This is a genomic window from Lachnoclostridium sp. An14 (assembly GCF_002160755.1).
GTDB lineage: Bacteria > Bacillota > Clostridia > Lachnospirales > Lachnospiraceae > Lachnoclostridium_A.
The window spans coordinates 19963-35008 of the sequence record NZ_NFLE01000028.1 but is presented as its reverse complement, the minus strand read 5'-3'; the positions used below and the strand labels follow the sequence as shown (position 1 = coordinate 35008).

The 15046-nt window shown below is 57.6% G+C and carries 13 protein-coding genes; 11 read left to right on the top strand and 2 right to left on the bottom strand.

Translation table 11 applies throughout. The features are described from left to right. The first annotated feature begins 2 nt into the window (after positions 1-2). The 3 genes from treC to B5E84_RS14555 all read left to right on the top strand — a co-directional run bounded on the left by treC (position 3) and on the right by B5E84_RS14555 (position 3432). Positions 3-1655 (top strand): alpha,alpha-phosphotrehalase, encoded by a 1653-nt coding sequence (gene treC, locus B5E84_RS14565; RefSeq protein WP_087224026.1) that lies wholly within the window; start codon positions 3-5, stop codon positions 1653-1655. A gap of 185 nt (positions 1656-1840) precedes the next feature. Further along, on the top strand, positions 1841-2554 hold the full coding sequence (locus B5E84_RS14560) for an N-acetylmannosamine-6-phosphate 2-epimerase (protein ID WP_087224024.1): 714 nt from the start codon (positions 1841-1843) through the stop codon (positions 2552-2554). Next, positions 2551-3432 (top strand): ROK family protein, encoded by an 882-nt coding sequence (locus B5E84_RS14555; RefSeq protein WP_087224022.1) that lies wholly within the window; start codon positions 2551-2553, stop codon positions 3430-3432. Before B5E84_RS14560 ends, B5E84_RS14555 begins: the two co-directional genes overlap by 4 nt. Positions 3433-3660: 228 nt before the next feature. On the opposite strand, the gene B5E84_RS14550 is transcribed toward B5E84_RS14555, so the two are convergent. Continuing rightward, a complete protein-coding gene (locus tag B5E84_RS14550; RefSeq protein WP_087224020.1) occupies positions 3661-4518 on the bottom strand; it encodes a MurR/RpiR family transcriptional regulator in 858 nt (285 codons plus the stop codon). Positions 4519-4909: 391 nt separating this feature from the next. Between B5E84_RS14550 and B5E84_RS14545 the strand changes: the two genes are divergently transcribed. From B5E84_RS14545 to B5E84_RS14510, 8 genes are all read left to right on the top strand, one after another. After that, complete coding sequence (locus tag B5E84_RS14545; RefSeq protein ID WP_087224018.1) at positions 4910-6523, top strand: ABC transporter substrate-binding protein; 1614 nt, start codon at positions 4910-4912, stop codon at positions 6521-6523. 70 nt (positions 6524-6593) lie between these two features. Further along, positions 6594-7553, top strand: a complete 960-nt coding sequence (locus B5E84_RS14540) for an ABC transporter permease (protein WP_087224017.1) — start codon at positions 6594-6596, stop codon at positions 7551-7553. A 19-nt stretch (positions 7554-7572) separates the two neighbouring features. Next, positions 7573-8466, top strand: coding sequence for an ABC transporter permease (locus tag B5E84_RS14535; protein WP_087224015.1), 894 nt, complete (start codon positions 7573-7575; stop codon positions 8464-8466). A gap of 10 nt (positions 8467-8476) precedes the next feature. Next, positions 8477-9505, top strand: a complete 1029-nt coding sequence (locus B5E84_RS14530) for an ABC transporter ATP-binding protein (RefSeq protein WP_087224013.1) — start codon at positions 8477-8479, stop codon at positions 9503-9505. Beyond that, positions 9506-10516: an ABC transporter ATP-binding protein gene (locus B5E84_RS14525; protein ID WP_087224011.1), complete on the top strand. Its 1011-nt coding sequence runs from the start codon at positions 9506-9508 to the stop codon at positions 10514-10516. Then, complete coding sequence (locus B5E84_RS14520; protein ID WP_087224009.1) at positions 10513-10962, top strand: NanQ anomerase/TabA/YiaL family protein; 450 nt, start codon at positions 10513-10515, stop codon at positions 10960-10962. The genes B5E84_RS14525 and B5E84_RS14520 overlap by 4 nt, the downstream gene beginning before the upstream one ends. Positions 10963-11023: 61 nt before the next feature. Continuing rightward, on the top strand, positions 11024-11941 hold the full coding sequence (locus B5E84_RS14515; protein WP_087224007.1) for a dihydrodipicolinate synthase family protein: 918 nt from the start codon (positions 11024-11026) through the stop codon (positions 11939-11941). Positions 11942-12022: 81 nt separating this feature from the next. Next, positions 12023-13459: a glycoside hydrolase family protein gene (locus B5E84_RS14510; RefSeq protein ID WP_087224005.1), complete on the top strand. Its 1437-nt coding sequence runs from the start codon at positions 12023-12025 to the stop codon at positions 13457-13459. A 96-nt stretch (positions 13460-13555) separates the two neighbouring features. Here B5E84_RS14510 and B5E84_RS14505 read toward each other — a convergent pair whose 3' ends face one another. Next, complete coding sequence (locus B5E84_RS14505; RefSeq protein WP_087224003.1) at positions 13556-14902, bottom strand: S8 family peptidase; 1347 nt, start codon at positions 14900-14902, stop codon at positions 13556-13558. Between the last annotated feature and the right edge of the window lie 144 nt (positions 14903-15046).

Genomic DNA, 15046 nt, shown 5'->3' with positions numbered 1-15046 from the left:
TTATGGCAGATTTCAGAAAGAGCGTTGTATATCAGATTTATCCCAAGTCCTTTTACGATACCAACGGAGACGGGCTGGGAGATTTAAAGGGCGTGACGGCCAAGCTGGACTACATCAAGGAGCTGGGAGCCGATTACATCTGGATGACGCCGTTTTTCGTATCCCCCCAGAAGGATAACGGCTACGACGTAGAGGACTACTACAACATTGATCCCCGCTACGGCACCATGGAGGACTTTGAGGAGCTGGCGGCGGAGGCGTCCAAACGGGGCATCAAGCTGATGTTAGACATGGTGTTTAACCACACCTCCGACCGCAACCAGTGGTTCCAGAAGGCCCTGGCGGGAGATGAGAAGTATAAAAATTTCTACATCTGGAAAAAGGGCAAAGGGCCGGGCGTGCCCCCCACCAACTGGGAGAGCAAGTTCGGCGGAAACGCCTGGCAGTACGTGGAGAAGTTCGACGAGTATTACCTGCACTTGTTCGACGTCTCCCAGCCGGATTTGAACTGGGACAACGAGGAAGTGCGGGAGGAGGTCCGCAAGGTCGTCCGTTTCTGGATGAGCAAGGGCGTAAAGGGATTCCGGTTCGACGTGGTGAACCTAATCAGCAAAGGCGATTTTGAGGACGATTTTGAGGGCGATGGCCGCCGGTTCTACACCGACGGGCCCAACATCCACAAGTATCTCCAGGAGTTAAACCGGGAGACCTTTGGAACGGACGCGGAATTTGTCACCGTGGGCGAGATGTCCAGCACCTCCATGGAGAACTGCTACCGCTACGCCTCCGAGGACGGCAAGGAGCTGTCCATGGTGTTCAGTTTCCACCACCTGAAGGTGGACTTTATGGGAAATGAGAAATGGGTGCTGGTGCCCTACGATTTCCAGAAACTGAAAGACATCCTGTTCTCCTGGCAGAAGGGCATGGCGGAGCACCACGCCTGGAACGCGGTGTTCTGGTGCAACCACGACCAGCCGAGAGTGGTATCCCGCTTTGGCAGCGAGGGCAAATACTGGAAAGAGTCCGCGAAAATGCTGGGCACGGTGATCCACTGTCTCCGGGGCACGCCCTACATCTACCAGGGCGAGGAGCTGGGCATGACGAATCCTGGCTTTACGGATATTTCCCAGTACCGGGACGTGGAGAGCAAGAACCATTTCCGCATCCTTCAGGAAAAGGGCTTGACGGAGCAGGACGCCTACCGGATCCTTCAGGTGCACTCCAGGGACAACAGCCGCACCCCCATGCAGTGGGACGGCGGCGCAAACGGCGGCTTTACTACTGGCGAGCCGTGGATGGAGGTCACGAAGAACAGTTCCTACATCAACGCCCAGGCGGAGCTGGCGGACGAGGATTCCGTGTTCCACTACTACCGGAAACTGGTGCAGCTGAGAAAAGACTACGACGTGGTGGCCTACGGCGATTTTGAGGCCCTGGCGGAGCGCCATCCCCAGGTGTTCGCTTACCGCAGGACCTACGGCGGCGAGGAGCTTTTGGTGGTGAATAACTTCTACGGCAGGGAGACGGTCTGGGAGTCCGGGCTGGACACCGCTGGCTTTGAAAAGCTCCTTGGAAACTACGAGGGCGGCTGCCCGGCAGACGGGAAATTTGAGCTGCGGCCCTTCGAGACCATGGTGCTGTACCGGAAAAAGTAAGGCCACTGGTCATTTCGTTGAAAAATGGTAATAATTTTTATTCATAACGTATATTGAAAATAATTTTCTTCATGCTATAATGAGGGTAACAGAGGCGGACGGCAGCAACGGAAGGTACGGCCGTCCGCCTTCTGAGGTTGGTCCCGGAGGCGGGGCCCCTTATTATGAAAGGAGAGGTGTTAGTTATGGATAAGCAGGAGCTTTTGAGCAAGATCCGCGGGCAGATGATCATTTCCTGCCAGGCGGTGGAGGGAGAGCCGCTGTACGTGGAGGAGAAGTCGGTGATGTACCTGATGGCGAGGGCGGCAAAGCAGGCCGGCACCCCGGCGATCCGCACCAGCAGCATCCGGGACGTCATTGCCATCAAGGAGGAGACGGGCCTTCCGGTGATCGGACTGGTGAAGATTCAGTATCCGGGCTATGAGGGCTACATCACCCCCACCATGAAAGAGGTGGATGACCTGGTGGCCGCCGGTTCTGACGTGGTGGCTTTGGACTGCACCATGAGAAAGCGGGGCGACGGAAAGACCATCAACCAGTTTATCGAGGAGATCCGCGCCAAGTATCCGGACATCGTCCTGATGGCGGACATTTCCAACTATGAGGAGGGCGTAAACGCCTGGAAGTGCGGCGTGGACATCGTCGGCACCACCATGAGCGGCTACACCGACTACACGCCGAAGTTAGACCAGCCGGACTATGAGCTTATGAGACGGCTGTCCGCTGACCTGGACATCCCGGTGATCGGCGAGGGCAAAATCCACACGCCGGAGCAGGCTGTGGAGGCATTAAAGACCGGCGTCTGGGCCATCGTGGTGGGCGGAGCCATCACCCGGCCGCTGGAGATCGCCAACCGGTTTATGGCTGCCATCAAGGCCTCTGAGGGAGGAGCTCAATGAGGATCGCCGTTTTAGACATCGGCGGAACGTCCATCAAATCCGGCATCTGGGACGGGGAAACCCTCTCGGAGCTTATGGAGCGTGACACCAACGCCTGGGAGGGCGGAGCGCGGCTCATGGAGCGGGCGGCAGAAATCCTGGAGGAGTATGCCCCCTTTGACGCCATCGGCATCAGCACCGCCGGCCAGGTGGACACGGAAAGAGGGACGATTTACTACGCCAACGACAACATTCCCGGCTACACGGGAACGGAGGTGCGGAAACTCCTGGAGGACCGGTTTCACGTGCCGGTGACGGTGGAGAACGACGTAAACGCCGCAGCCCTTGGGGAAGGGAAATTCGGCGCCGGAGTGGGGGCGGAGGATTTTCTCTGCCTGACCTACGGCACCGGCGTAGGCGGCGCCATCGTGATCGGAGGAGAGGTCTGCACCGGCAGCAGCTGGTCTGCCGGCAGCTTTGGGGGGATTGTGATCCATCCGGAGCAGATCGACCCGCAGGTGGAGTTCAGCGGCTGCTATGAAAAATGCGCCTCTGCCACGGCCCTGGTAAAACGGGCCATGGAGGTGGATCCGGAGCTGAAAAACGGCCGGGCGGTGTTCGCGGCGTTTTCCAGGCCGGAGGTGCGCCAGGTGGTGGACGGCTGGATCGGGGAGATCGTGTACGGTCTGATCACCCTGGTTCACGTGTTCAACCCGGCGCGGATCGTGCTGGGGGGCGGCGTGATGGCCCAGCCCTACGTGCTGGAGCAGGTGCGGGAGCGCCTGGCGGCGGGGATTTCCCCCGGCTTTCGCGGCGTGGAGATCGTGACGGCCAAGCTGGGAAACCAGGCCGGCCTCATGGGGGCTGCCTACCAGGCGGTTTCAAAGCTGAAGGGATGACGGCAGGCGGGGAGTACCTGTCCGGCCGGAAATGAAAATACATAAAGGGGATGGCGGGGCGGAGGCCCTGCTGGTGAGTATAGGGATATAGAAACGGGAGAGGCCCAGGCTGGCGGTTCAGTCTGGGCCTCTCCCGCGTTTTTAGCTGAAAATGTGAGAAACCTGCGTGTTTCGCGGTGAAACTTTTATCGTGGCAAAACTTCTCCCGTGTCAAAATTCCCCCCGCCCCTACAGCAGTTTCCGCGCCGTGGCCTGGGCCGTGATTTCCTGGGCGGCCTCGCAGGCCTCGCTGTTTTCCCGGCAGTAGGCGTGGAATAGGTAGTCGATAATGAACATCTGGCCGATTTTAGCGGCGATGGAGCCGGATTGAAGGGGGCTTTCCGTGGAGCCGCAGAGCAGGACCACGTCGGAGAGGGAGGCTGCCGGGGAGTTGTAGAACCTGGTGATGAGAATGACAGAGGCGCCGCCTTTCTTAGCGGGACGGAGGACATCCAGCATATCCCTGGTGCTGCCGGAGTAGGAGAAAAAGAGGATCACGTCCTCGGACTGGCACAGGGCGGCCGCGGTGGCCTGCATATGGGAGTCCTCAATGTGGATGAATTTGGAGGCGGCGGTGGAAAAGCGGGCCCACGCCTCCATGGCGGTGACGTTGCTGCCGCCCTGGCCGAAACAGAATACCCGTCTGGCTTTCGTGAGGAGATCCACCGCCCGTTTGGTGTTTTCCGGATTCATCAGCTCCAGCGTTTCGCTGAGGGCCGCCACGTCCATCTGGTAGAGGTTCCGGCAGACGGATTCCAGCCCGTCTTCTTTGACCTCCCCGCCGTTTTCCGACGCGTTTCCCGCCTCCCCGCGGCCCGCCTGGGCCAGAGCCAGGGCCAGTTTCAGCTCGTTGTAGCCGGCCAGCCCCAGGGTGCGGCAAAACCGGGTGATGGTGGCCTCCGACACCCCCGCCGCCTCTGCCAGGGAGGTGATGGACATATATTGGACGGAGGAACGGTTGTTGAAAATGTAGTCGGACAGTTTCTTGGCGGATCGGGTCATAGAACTGTAGCTGCTGGAAATGGAATCTAATATGGTATTCTGCATGGTAAACCTTCTTTCTGATCGTTTCCTTCTATATGATATTAGGAAAAAGGCGTTTCCCCTTGTCTTTCGTGTCTTTCATATAAAATTCGATCCGGTCTGGTATTTCTTTTATTATAATGGATATTTTTCACAAACACAACTAACTTGTCATTAGAAGAAAAAATTTTTCATATATTATAGAACTTATTCACAGGGTGGACAGGGCTTAAAATCGGGCATTAAGGTCAAAAAATGTCGCAAAATCGGAGATAAAACAGGTGTCTTGTGCAATCTGCACTAAAAATAAAAATATTTTCATAAATATGACACATTGAAAATTATTACCAGAAATAGTATATTGGACATAACAAGAAGGGGCAAGAAGAAACCCCAAATAGAAGGAGGATGCAATATGAAAAAAATGTTAGCATTACTGCTGGCGACCACTCTGACGGCTGCCTCGCTTGCGGGCTGCGGCGGTGGCGGAGAGACTTCCGGAGATGCCACGAATGCCGCGACGGAGGCGGCTGCAAGCGGAGAGACCGCTGCTCCGGTGGCATCAGACGGTTCCTTAAAGCTGGCGGTGACCACCGGTGACGGTTCCACCACCGACGACAGGATCCCGACCCCCTGGTACAACCGGATTCTGGCGACGAACCTGATGTACCGCGGCCTGTTCCTGGCTGACAGCACTCTGACCGAGGTAGAGCCGGATATGGCTGAGAGCTATGAGGTGAGCGAGGACGGACTGGTATACACCATCACCTTAAAAGACGGCCTGAAATGGTCCGACGGCGAGCCGATCACCGTAGACGACGTACAGTGGTCCATCGAGACGGCTCTGGAGGCTGCTCAGATCAACTCCATCTACACCGCGGCGTTTAAGACGATTTCTTCCATCGCCACGGATGGCAACACCATCACCCTGACCCTGTCCGAGCCGTACGCGGCCATGCTGGACGTGCTGGCACAGTTCGCGATCCTGCCGAAACACTCCCTGGAGAACGCGGATCCGCTGAAACTGGAGTCTGACACCTTCTGGACCGCTCCCGTAACCTCCGGAATGTACGCTCTGGACGAGCTGAACGTAGGAAACTACTTCACCTTAAAGGTAAACGAGAACTACGAGGGCGAGGCTCCGAAGATCGAGAAGGTGACCTGCTACTTCGTATCTGATTATGTGACCGCAGCTCAGGCCGGCAACACCGACTACGTGTACGGCAACGCCGCTGACCTGGTAGAGGCCCTGCAGAACATGAGCAACTTCAACGCTCACGAGGTTGACGTGCTGTTCTACAAGTACTTCATCTTCAACATGAAGGGCATCGACGGAAACGAGAACCCGGCTATGCAGAATGTTGAGGTTCGTAAGGCCATCATCGAGGCCATTGACAGAGCTACTCTGGCAACCCTGTATCCGACGGCAAACGTGCTCAACAGCGGCGTTCCGAACTACGATCCGGCTTACAACGGCTTTGAGTACACCTTCGACGCAGAGAAGGCAAAAGCTGACATCGCAGCCTCCGGCTACGATATGAGCCGCACCTTAAAGATCTGCTACTACAACAACGACCAGACCACCATCGACCTGATCAACACCGTGGTTTACTACCTGCAGCAGGCCGGCCTGACAGTTGAGGCAACCCTTTCCAACGACGGTACGACGGACCTGTTCACCACCAGAGACTACGATCTTGGTTTCAAGGGCAAGAGCGCATTCTCCATCGACGAGTGGTACACAGAGTACATGAGCACGGACGGCCTGTTCGCCAACATCTTCGGCGGCGACACCTCCTTCGACGCTCTGGTAGCAGATCTCTCCAAGGCTGTTACGGAGGAAGACCGCAACGCGGTTCTGACCGAGCTCCAGGCGCTTGAGCAGGAGAAGGTTTACAAGGTACCGGTATTCACCGTTGGAACCTATGTATTCACCAGCAATAGAGTGAACATCCCTGAGGGAGTGGAGTTCTGCAATCCCCTTTATATGTGCGACCTGGATTTCGAGAACTGGGAGCTTGCACAGTAACTGAGAACGGTAGAATTTCAGGCGGCATTCCTCATGCCGCCTGAATTTATGAAAAGAATGGAGAGATCGTATGCTGAAATTCATCATTAAAAAGCTGCTCATGATGATTCCCATGCTGCTGCTTATCAGCTTTATCGTGTACTTCGGGCTTCAGCTGACCGGCATTGATCCGATCAACTTCATGGTCAGCCCGGAAATGCTTTCCGCAAACAAGGAGAACGTCGAGGCCTTAAGAGAGTCCTTAGGCTTAAATGATCCGCTGATCATCCAGTACTTCCGCTGGCTGGGCAACTGCCTCCGCGGCGATCTGGGATATTCCTTCGACGGATCCTCTATCGCGTCCATCATTAAAGTCCGCCTGCCCTATACCTTTGAGCTGGCTGGATACTCCTTAGTCCTGTCCGCCATCATCGGTATCGGCATCGGTATCATTTCCGCAGTGCGGCAGAACGGCGTCATCGACTACGTAGGCCGTGTGCTGGCAGTGCTTGGTCAGGCGGTTCCCCAGTTCCTGGTAGGCATTATCCTGATCCAGGTATTCTCCATCAAGCTGGGCTGGTTCCCGTCTGCAAACCGTGTGAGCCCCGATGCCACAAACGCCTTCGTGGACGCCTTCCAGCACCTGTTTTTGCCGGTGCTGACCTTGACCATCGGCATGGTTGCCGTGCTGATGCGTTACGCCAGAAACACCATGCTGGACGTTTTAAACAGCGACTACATCAAGACGGCCCGTTCCAAGGGAATCCCGGAGTGGAAGGTGTATTTAAAGCACGGTTTCCGCAACGCCATGAAACCGGTTCTGGTTATCCTGGTATTCCGTATTCCCATGCTGGTAGGCGGTTCCGTGGTTATTGAGAGCGTATTTTCCTATCCGGGCATCGGCCTGACCATGACCAACGCCATCGTGTCCGGTGACTATCCCATCGTGCTGGTCACCACCCTGATCATCGCGGCGGCGATGTTGATCTGTTCCTTCATGGTAGACGTGTTCAACGCCCTGTTAGATCCGCGGGTGCGTCTGGGCGAGTGATGAAAGGAGGAGTACATATATGAGCAATCCTGCAACGACAAGTATTAAAGAGCAGAATAAGAGCGCGGCCTCCTCTCTGTTCCGGCGGAATGTGCGCAAGTTTATGAACAACAAGCTGGCCCTTCTGGGGCTGGTGGTCGTGGTGGCCATCACCATCGCCTGTGTAATCGGCTTTATCGCCGGGGTGGATTTTAACACTCCCGTGCTTCCCGATATGAAGAAACCGCCGAGCTCCGTCCATCTGTTCGGAACGGACACCATCGGCCGTGACCTGTTCGCCAGAGTGCTGGTGGGCGGCTGCTATTCCATCCTCATCGGCGTGTTCTGCGCGGTGATGAGCTCTGTGATCGGCGCGGCTCTCGGCGCGGTGGCCGGATACTTCGGAGGAAAGACGGACACCTTCCTGATCCGTGTATCCGAGGTGTTCCAGGCATTCCCCCAGCTGGTGCTGGTTATGATGTTAGTTGCCATTGTAAACAAGAGAGGACTGGGAAACCTGCTGTTCATCTTCGTGTTTACCGGCTGGATGACCACCTTCCGTATGGTGCGCAATGAGTTTATGAGTATCAAGGGCGAGACCTACGTAAAGGTCTGCGAGGCCTTTGGAATGAGCAAGAACAACATCATGTTCAAGCAGATTCTTCCCAACGTAATGAGCCCGATCATCGTGTCCACAACCACGAACGTGGCCTTCTTCATTCTCCAGGAGGCGTCCCTTTCCTTCATCGGCCTGGGCGTCGCGGATACCACTCCCACCTGGGGCAACATCTTAAATGCTGCGAAATCCGTATCCGTGGTAACGAACCAGTGGTGGATCTGGCTGTTCCCCGGACTGGCGATCACCCTGTTTGTACTGGCGATCAACTTCTTAGGCGACGGCCTGCGCGATGTGCTGGATGCCAAGCAGCAGTAAGGAGGAAACCATGGATAGTAAAGAGATCATTTTAAATGTTGAAAAGCTGAATACCACATTTATTTCCGATAAGAAAAAGATCCGCATCGTAAAGGACGTTTCCTTCCAGTTAAAGAGAGGAAAGACTCTGGCGGTGGTAGGAGAGTCCGGCTGCGGAAAGAGCGTGACCATGAACTCCATCATGCGCTTTACCGGCAAGAACGCCATCGTAGAGGCGAAGAATATCCAGTACAACGCCTTAAAGGACGGAAAAGTCGAGGAGCACCACTTAGAGAGCATCAAGGAGCCCAACGGCCCGGAGATGCGCGCCTTAAGAGGCCCGGACCTTTCCATGGTGTTCCAGGATCCCATGTCCAGCTTAAACCCCGTTTACAAGGTGGGTGACCAGGTGGCGGAGGGACTGCTCCAGCACAACAAGGGCATGACGAAACAGCAGGCCAGGGAGAAGGTCCTGGAGATGTTCCGGAAGCTGGGAATTCCGGATCCGGAGGAGCGGATCGACTGCTATCCCCACCAGTTCTCCGGCGGTATGAAACAGAGAGTGGTGATCGCCATCGCCATGATCTGCAACCCGGAGCTGATCATCTGCGACGAGCCCACCACCGCCCTGGACGTGACCATCCAGGCCCAGATCATGGAGCTTTTAAAGGATCTGCAGGTAAACGACGGCAAGTCCATCATCCTCATCACCCACAACATGGGCCTGGTGGCGGAGATGGCGGACGAGGTGTGCGTCATGTACATGGGCCGCGTGGTGGAGTTTGGAACTCTGGAGGACGTGTTTGACCGCACCAGCCATCCCTACACCAAGGCGCTGCTGCGCAGTGTGCCGGTGCTGGGCCTGGCAGACGGCCAGAAACTGGAGACCATTCCGGGCGCTACGCCGAACCCGGCAGACTTAAAGGAAGGCTGCGAATTCGCGGACCGCTGTCCGGAGTGCACGGAGAAGTGCCGCAAGGGAGTGATCCCATGCTACGAGGTCAACCCCGGCCATCACGTTCGCTGCACGAAATATAGTTCCTTCCCGGAGGTGGAGTAAATGATGGATAACAAAGAAGTTATTTTTAAGATAGAGAATTTGCAGACCTGGTTTCCCATTACCAAGGGAATGTTTAAGAAGGTAGTGGGCCATGTAAAGGCCGTGGACGACGTGAGTCTGGAGGTCTACAAGGGCGAGACCCTGGGAATCGTAGGCGAGTCCGGCTGCGGAAAGTCCACCTTCGGCAAGACGGCCATGATGTTGGAGAAACCCACCGGCGGCCGCGTGCTCTTTAACTTCAACGGCGAGTTCAAGGACGTGACCAAGTTCAACAAGGACGAGATGTTCAGTTTCCGCAGAAAGGTGCAGATGGTGTTCCAGGATCCCTATTCCGCGTTAAACCCGCAGAAGAAGATCTACTCCTCCTTTGAGGAGCCCTTAAAGGTGCACGGCATCGACAGCATGGAGGAGCGGGAGGAAGTAATGCGCAAGGTGTTAAAGATGGTAAACATCCAGCCGGATTACCTGATGCGCTATCCCCACGAGTTCTCCGGCGGCCAGAGACAGCGTCTCTGCATCGCCAGAGCCCTGGAGGTTATGCCGGAAGTGCTGATCTGCGACGAGCCCGTATCCGCTCTGGACGTATCCATCCAGGCTCAGGTGCTGAACCTGATGAAGGAAATCCAGAAGGAGATGAATCTGACCTATTTATTCATCGCCCATGACCTGTCTGTGGTACAGTATATGTCTGACCGCATCATGGTAATGTACCTGGGAAGAATCGTGGAGGTGGCAGACTCCCGCGCTCTCTATGACGAGCCGCTGCACCCCTACACGAAGGCTCTGCTGTCTGCCATCCCGGTGGCGGACATCCACCACAAGAAAAACCGTCAGGTGCTGGAGGGCGAGGTACCCAGCCCCATCCACAAGCCGGACGGCTGCCCGTTCCACAACCGCTGCCCGCAGTGCATGGAGATCTGCAAGACCCAGGCTCCGAGAATGGTGCATCACGGGGCAGAGGGCCACATGGTGGCCTGCCACCTCTATGACAAGGAGGCGCCGAAAGCATGATCTATACGGACATGGAGCATTTAGGGAGATACCGGGGGATCACCCCGGCCCTGGACACGGCCATCGCCTACCTGCTGGAGCACGGCTTAGAGGGCCTGACCAGCGGCAGGAACGAGGTGGACGGGGAAAACGTCTACATCAACCGCTTTGCGTACACCACCATGCCGGAGGCGGAGACGGCTTTTGAGGCCCACCGGCTTTACGCCGACATCCACCTGCTGGCGGAGGGCGAGGAATATATCGGCATCACTCCCATGGAGCGCATGACCATCACGGGAGAGGATCCGGCCACGGACGGTATCGACTGCACCGGCGAAACAGAGGCCCTGTTTCCCATGGAGCCGGGAAAGGTGCTCATCGCCTTCCCGGAGGACGCCCATCGGGTGAAAATAAACCGCGGCGGCCCCTGCCATGTGGAAAAGGCAGTTGTAAAGGTTCGGGTTTAAGGACGGAACAAGGAATGGAAACGCGGGCCGGCGCGGCCGGCCCGGAGAATGGAGGCAAATCATGAAAGACATCACGAAATATCAGGGAATTATTCCGGCATTTTATGCCTGCTACGACGAAAACGGAGCCATCAGCGTTGAGGGCGTGAAAGCCCTGACCCGCTACATGGTGGAAAAGGGCGTGAAGGGCGTTTACGTAGGCGGATCCTCCGGCGAGTGCATCTACCAGAGCGTGGCAGAGCGCAAGCAGGTGCTGGAGGCTGTGGTGGAGGCCGCCGAGGGCAAGCTCACCATCATCGCTCACGTGGCCTGCAACAACACCGCCGACAGCATGGAGCTGGCCGCTCACGCTGAGAGCCTGGGAGTGGACGCCATCGCGGCTATCCCGCCCATTTACTTCCACCTGCCGGAGTATGCCATCGCCCAGTACTGGAACGACATTTCCTCCGCGGCGCCGAACACGGACTTCGTCATCTACAATATCCCGCAGCTGGCCGGTGTGGCTTTAACCATGCCCCTGTTCCACGAGATGTTAAAGAACCCGAAGGTGGCGGCAGTGAAGAACAGCTCCATGCCCGTACAGGACATCCAGATGTTCAAGATGGACGGCGGCGAGGACTTTGTGGTATTCAACGGCCCGGACGAGCAGCTGGTAAGCGGCCTTGCCATGGGCGCTGACGGCGGCATCGGCGGCACCTACGGGGCGATGCCGGAGCTGTACTTAAAGATCTACGAGCTGACCAAGGCCGGAAAGATTGAGGAGGCCGCGAAGGTTCAGTACGCGGCGGACGCCATCATCTACAAGATGTGCTCCACCAAGGGAAATATGTACGGAACGATCAAGGCCATCTTAAAGATCCGCGAGGGACTGGAGTTAGGCGGCGTGAGAAAGCCCCTGGCAAACCTGGTGGACAGCGATATGGACATTGTGAAAGAGTGCGTTGCCATGATTGACGACGCCATCAAGACGTACTGCTAAGTAAGATGCGGCTTGCGGGGCGCGGGTTTTAGGGCGTCCCGCAGGCCGTTTTTGCCGGGAAGCGTGAAAAGGAGAGACAGAATGGAAAAATATCTGATGCTGGACAGACGGCTTTTAAGCCCCCAGGGGATGGCAAACTTAAAGCTGGAGGCGTCCCATCCGGTGAAGGATGAGGAGCACAACCCCCTGTTTACAGAGGACCGTCCCTGGGAGGTGCGGATTGACAACGGCTATCCCAACGTGATCTACGACCGGGAGGCGAACTGCTACCGCTGCTACTACACCCTGTTTATCGAGGACGAGGACAGCCGGTGCGCCGGGCCGAAGGAGAGAACGGAGCGGGACTACATCCCCCGTCCGGACCGGGTGCCGGGCTTAGCCTACGCGGAGAGCGCCGACGGGATCCACTGGGAGAAACCGTCCCTGGGCTTTGTGGATTGGCACGGAAGCAGGGAAAACAACCTGATTTTCCCCTTTGCCCACGGCACCGGGGTGATGCTTGACGAGAGGGAGACGGATCCCTCCCGCCGCTATAAGATGGTGACGAAGATGGACCAGCCAGGCACGGAGGCCTACATGGCCGTTTCCTTCTCCCCTGACGGGGTTCACTGGGAGACGCCCACGCCGTGGCCGGAGCACAATCCGCCGGCGGACAGCCACAACCTGCCCTTCTGGAGCGAGGAGGAGAGCTGCTATATGGTGCTCTCCCGGGTGTGGAGAGACGGAATCCGGGTCACCACCTTGAGCCGCAGCCAGGATTTCATCCACTGGAGTGAGCCGAAGGAGACCCTGCGGGGCACCGGCTTTGAAAATCAGATTTACGCCATGCCGGCGTTTCGCTGGGGAAATATCTACCTGGGACTGGCGTCCATGATCCACGAGGGGGATCGGACGGAGCCGGATTTTGACCAGGTGGACTTAGAACTGACCTGGGCGGCGGATCCCTGGAAATTTGATTTCGCGGCGCCGGGACAGCCCATTCTGCCGAGAGGCGAAGGGAGCTACCCGGACGGGGCCTTCGACTGCTGCTGCATCTACGCGTCTCCCCTGGTGGCCGCTCCCGACGGGAGCCTGTGGCTTTACTACATGGGCGGAAACGGACAGCATACCAACTTCCGGGAAACCTCCCTGGGGAGAGCGAAGTGGGAGGCGGACCGGTTTGTTTCCTTAAGTCCAAGGCGGCCTCAGGAGGAATCCGTTCTTCCCACGGCCAGCTTGTTTATAAACGGCGGCCGGCTGGAGCTTTTGGCGGATCCGGCGGATCCGGGCCAGCCCATGGAGGTTTCGGCGGCCCTGGCAACCGCCTGGAACCGGGAGCCGCTCCCTGGCTTTGGCTATGGGGACAGCGAGGTGACCGCGGGAGAGGACGGCTGGCTGTCCATCCGGTTTTCCGGGGGGCTGGAAAACCTGGCCGGACAGAAACTGAGCCTGATTCTGCGGATGAAAAACGCCAAGGTCTGGGCCGTCAGGGGCGACATCGCCCTGGCCGGGCACCGTCTCTGGGAAGGCGCGGAATAGGAAAGAGGAGAAGATGATCATTTAAAATGGGGTGTGAAAGGAGCCGCGCCTGGCAGGGGGTAATGCCAGGTGCGGCTCCTTTGGAAATTGCGGCGCTCACTGCGCCGCCTTCTGCCACCCAAACGCCGCTCCCACGTCCAGCATCCCGCCGGTGGAGACCCGGCCTGTCAGGGTGTCCAGCTTTCTGGCGGACTGGAGCAGGGCGTCTTTTACGTCCAGCACGGTGAAATCCGGACGGTAGGAGTAGAGAAGGGCGGCGGCTCCCGTCACCATGGGGGCGGCCATGGAGGTGCCGCTTAAAAATCCGTAGCCGCCGGGGATGGTGCTGACGATGTAGGTGCCCGGGGCGGCGATGTCGGCGCTCAATGCCCCGTAATTGGACGAGGTGTCCAGGTTTCCGTCAAACATCAGGTTGGAGACGGTGATGATGTTGTCGAAGGGCAGGCTGGCCGGGTAGGTGGGGGTGGTGTCGATGCTGTAGCCGATGCCGTTTGCGTCCCCGTTTCCCGCCGCCACCACAAACAGCATGGAGGAATCCCGGATGGTGTCCGCCAGCTCCTGGGTGTAGGCGTTGGAGCAGAAACTTAAGTTGCAGATGGAGGCGCCGTTGGCCTCGGCGTAGCGGATGGCGGCGATCACGTCCTCCGGGGTGCCTACGCCCTGGGAGGTGCCGAGAGCCTTTAGGGTCATGATTTTCACGTGCTCCGAGCCAGTGATGCCAGCCATGCCGCCGTTTCCGCGGCCGGCGGCGATGGTGCCGGCCACGTGGGTGCCGTGGGTATCCTCGCTGGAGCCGCCGGAGAACACGGACGGGTCATTGTAAAAGAAATCCCAGCCAAAGTAGTCGTCCACGTAGCCGTTTCCGTCGTTGTCTATCCCGTCTCCGGGGATTTCGCCGCCGTTGGTCCAGATGGAGTTTTTTAAATCCGGATGGACGATGTCCACGCCGGTGTCAATGACAGCCACAATCACGTCCCGGTTGGTGTCGGAGCCGTCGTAGAGATCCCAGGCGGGGGCGATATTGATGTCGATTCCGGCCACGGCGTCGGTGGTGAGCACCTCGTAGTTGCCAGGCTCGTTGGGGATGGGAAGGCCCACGTGAGGGCCGTTTTCCGTGGGGGTGTAGGCCGAGCCGCCGTAGGCGAAACGGTCGCGGATCTCCACCATCCGCAGATCCCCGTTATTTTTCAGCCCCCATTGGTACTGGGCGTAATTGTCGCCGGAGGAGAGGGCGGAGATGCCGGGGCCGGCATCGGCGGCGCGGAATGAGGAAACGGGAAGGGCAGTCCCGGAGGCGGGCCGGGCCGCGGCGGTGATCTGGGCCGTGTCTGTGGCCCGGATTCCGGTTAAGGCCGCGGTCCCCGCCGGGACATTTCCCAGGGGGCTTATGGTACAGGCCGCCGTCAGACAGGCAGCCAGGGCTGTTCCTTGGAAAAAGGGCATAAACAGTCTCCTTTCACGATAAAATACAGGGAACGATGGAACGGAGTCCCTGTCAGGCGGGCGGGAAATGGTTCCTCTGCCCGTCAGGTGCTCCTAGTATATCATATTTTATAGTAAAAAGTCTGAAAAATATATGAAGATTTC

Bases quoted from the DNA above. Each gene is read 5' to 3' on its own strand.
- B5E84_RS14555 (WP_087224022.1), top strand. From the start codon at position 2,551: ATGAGGATCGCCGTTTTAGACATCGGCGGAACGTCCATCAAATCCGGC.
- B5E84_RS14525 (WP_087224011.1), top strand. From the start codon at position 9,506: ATGATGGATAACAAAGAAGTTATTTTTAAGATAGAGAATTTGCAGACC.
- B5E84_RS14540 (WP_087224017.1), top strand. From the start codon at position 6,594: ATGCTGAAATTCATCATTAAAAAGCTGCTCATGATGATTCCCATGCTG.
- B5E84_RS14515 (WP_087224007.1), top strand. From the start codon at position 11,024: ATGAAAGACATCACGAAATATCAGGGAATTATTCCGGCATTTTATGCC.
- B5E84_RS14560 (WP_087224024.1), top strand. From the start codon at position 1,841: ATGGATAAGCAGGAGCTTTTGAGCAAGATCCGCGGGCAGATGATCATT.
- B5E84_RS14545 (WP_087224018.1), top strand. From the start codon at position 4,910: ATGAAAAAAATGTTAGCATTACTGCTGGCGACCACTCTGACGGCTGCC.
- B5E84_RS14520 (WP_087224009.1), top strand. From the start codon at position 10,513: ATGATCTATACGGACATGGAGCATTTAGGGAGATACCGGGGGATCACC.
- B5E84_RS14550 (WP_087224020.1), bottom strand. From the start codon at position 4,518: ATGCAGAATACCATATTAGATTCCATTTCCAGCAGCTACAGTTCTATG.
- B5E84_RS14505 (WP_087224003.1), bottom strand. From the start codon at position 14,902: ATGCCCTTTTTCCAAGGAACAGCCCTGGCTGCCTGTCTGACGGCGGCC.
- B5E84_RS14510 (WP_087224005.1), top strand. From the start codon at position 12,023: ATGGAAAAATATCTGATGCTGGACAGACGGCTTTTAAGCCCCCAGGGG.
- B5E84_RS14530 (WP_087224013.1), top strand. From the start codon at position 8,477: ATGGATAGTAAAGAGATCATTTTAAATGTTGAAAAGCTGAATACCACA.
- treC (WP_087224026.1), top strand. From the start codon at position 3: ATGGCAGATTTCAGAAAGAGCGTTGTATATCAGATTTATCCCAAGTCC.
- B5E84_RS14535 (WP_087224015.1), top strand. From the start codon at position 7,573: ATGAGCAATCCTGCAACGACAAGTATTAAAGAGCAGAATAAGAGCGCG.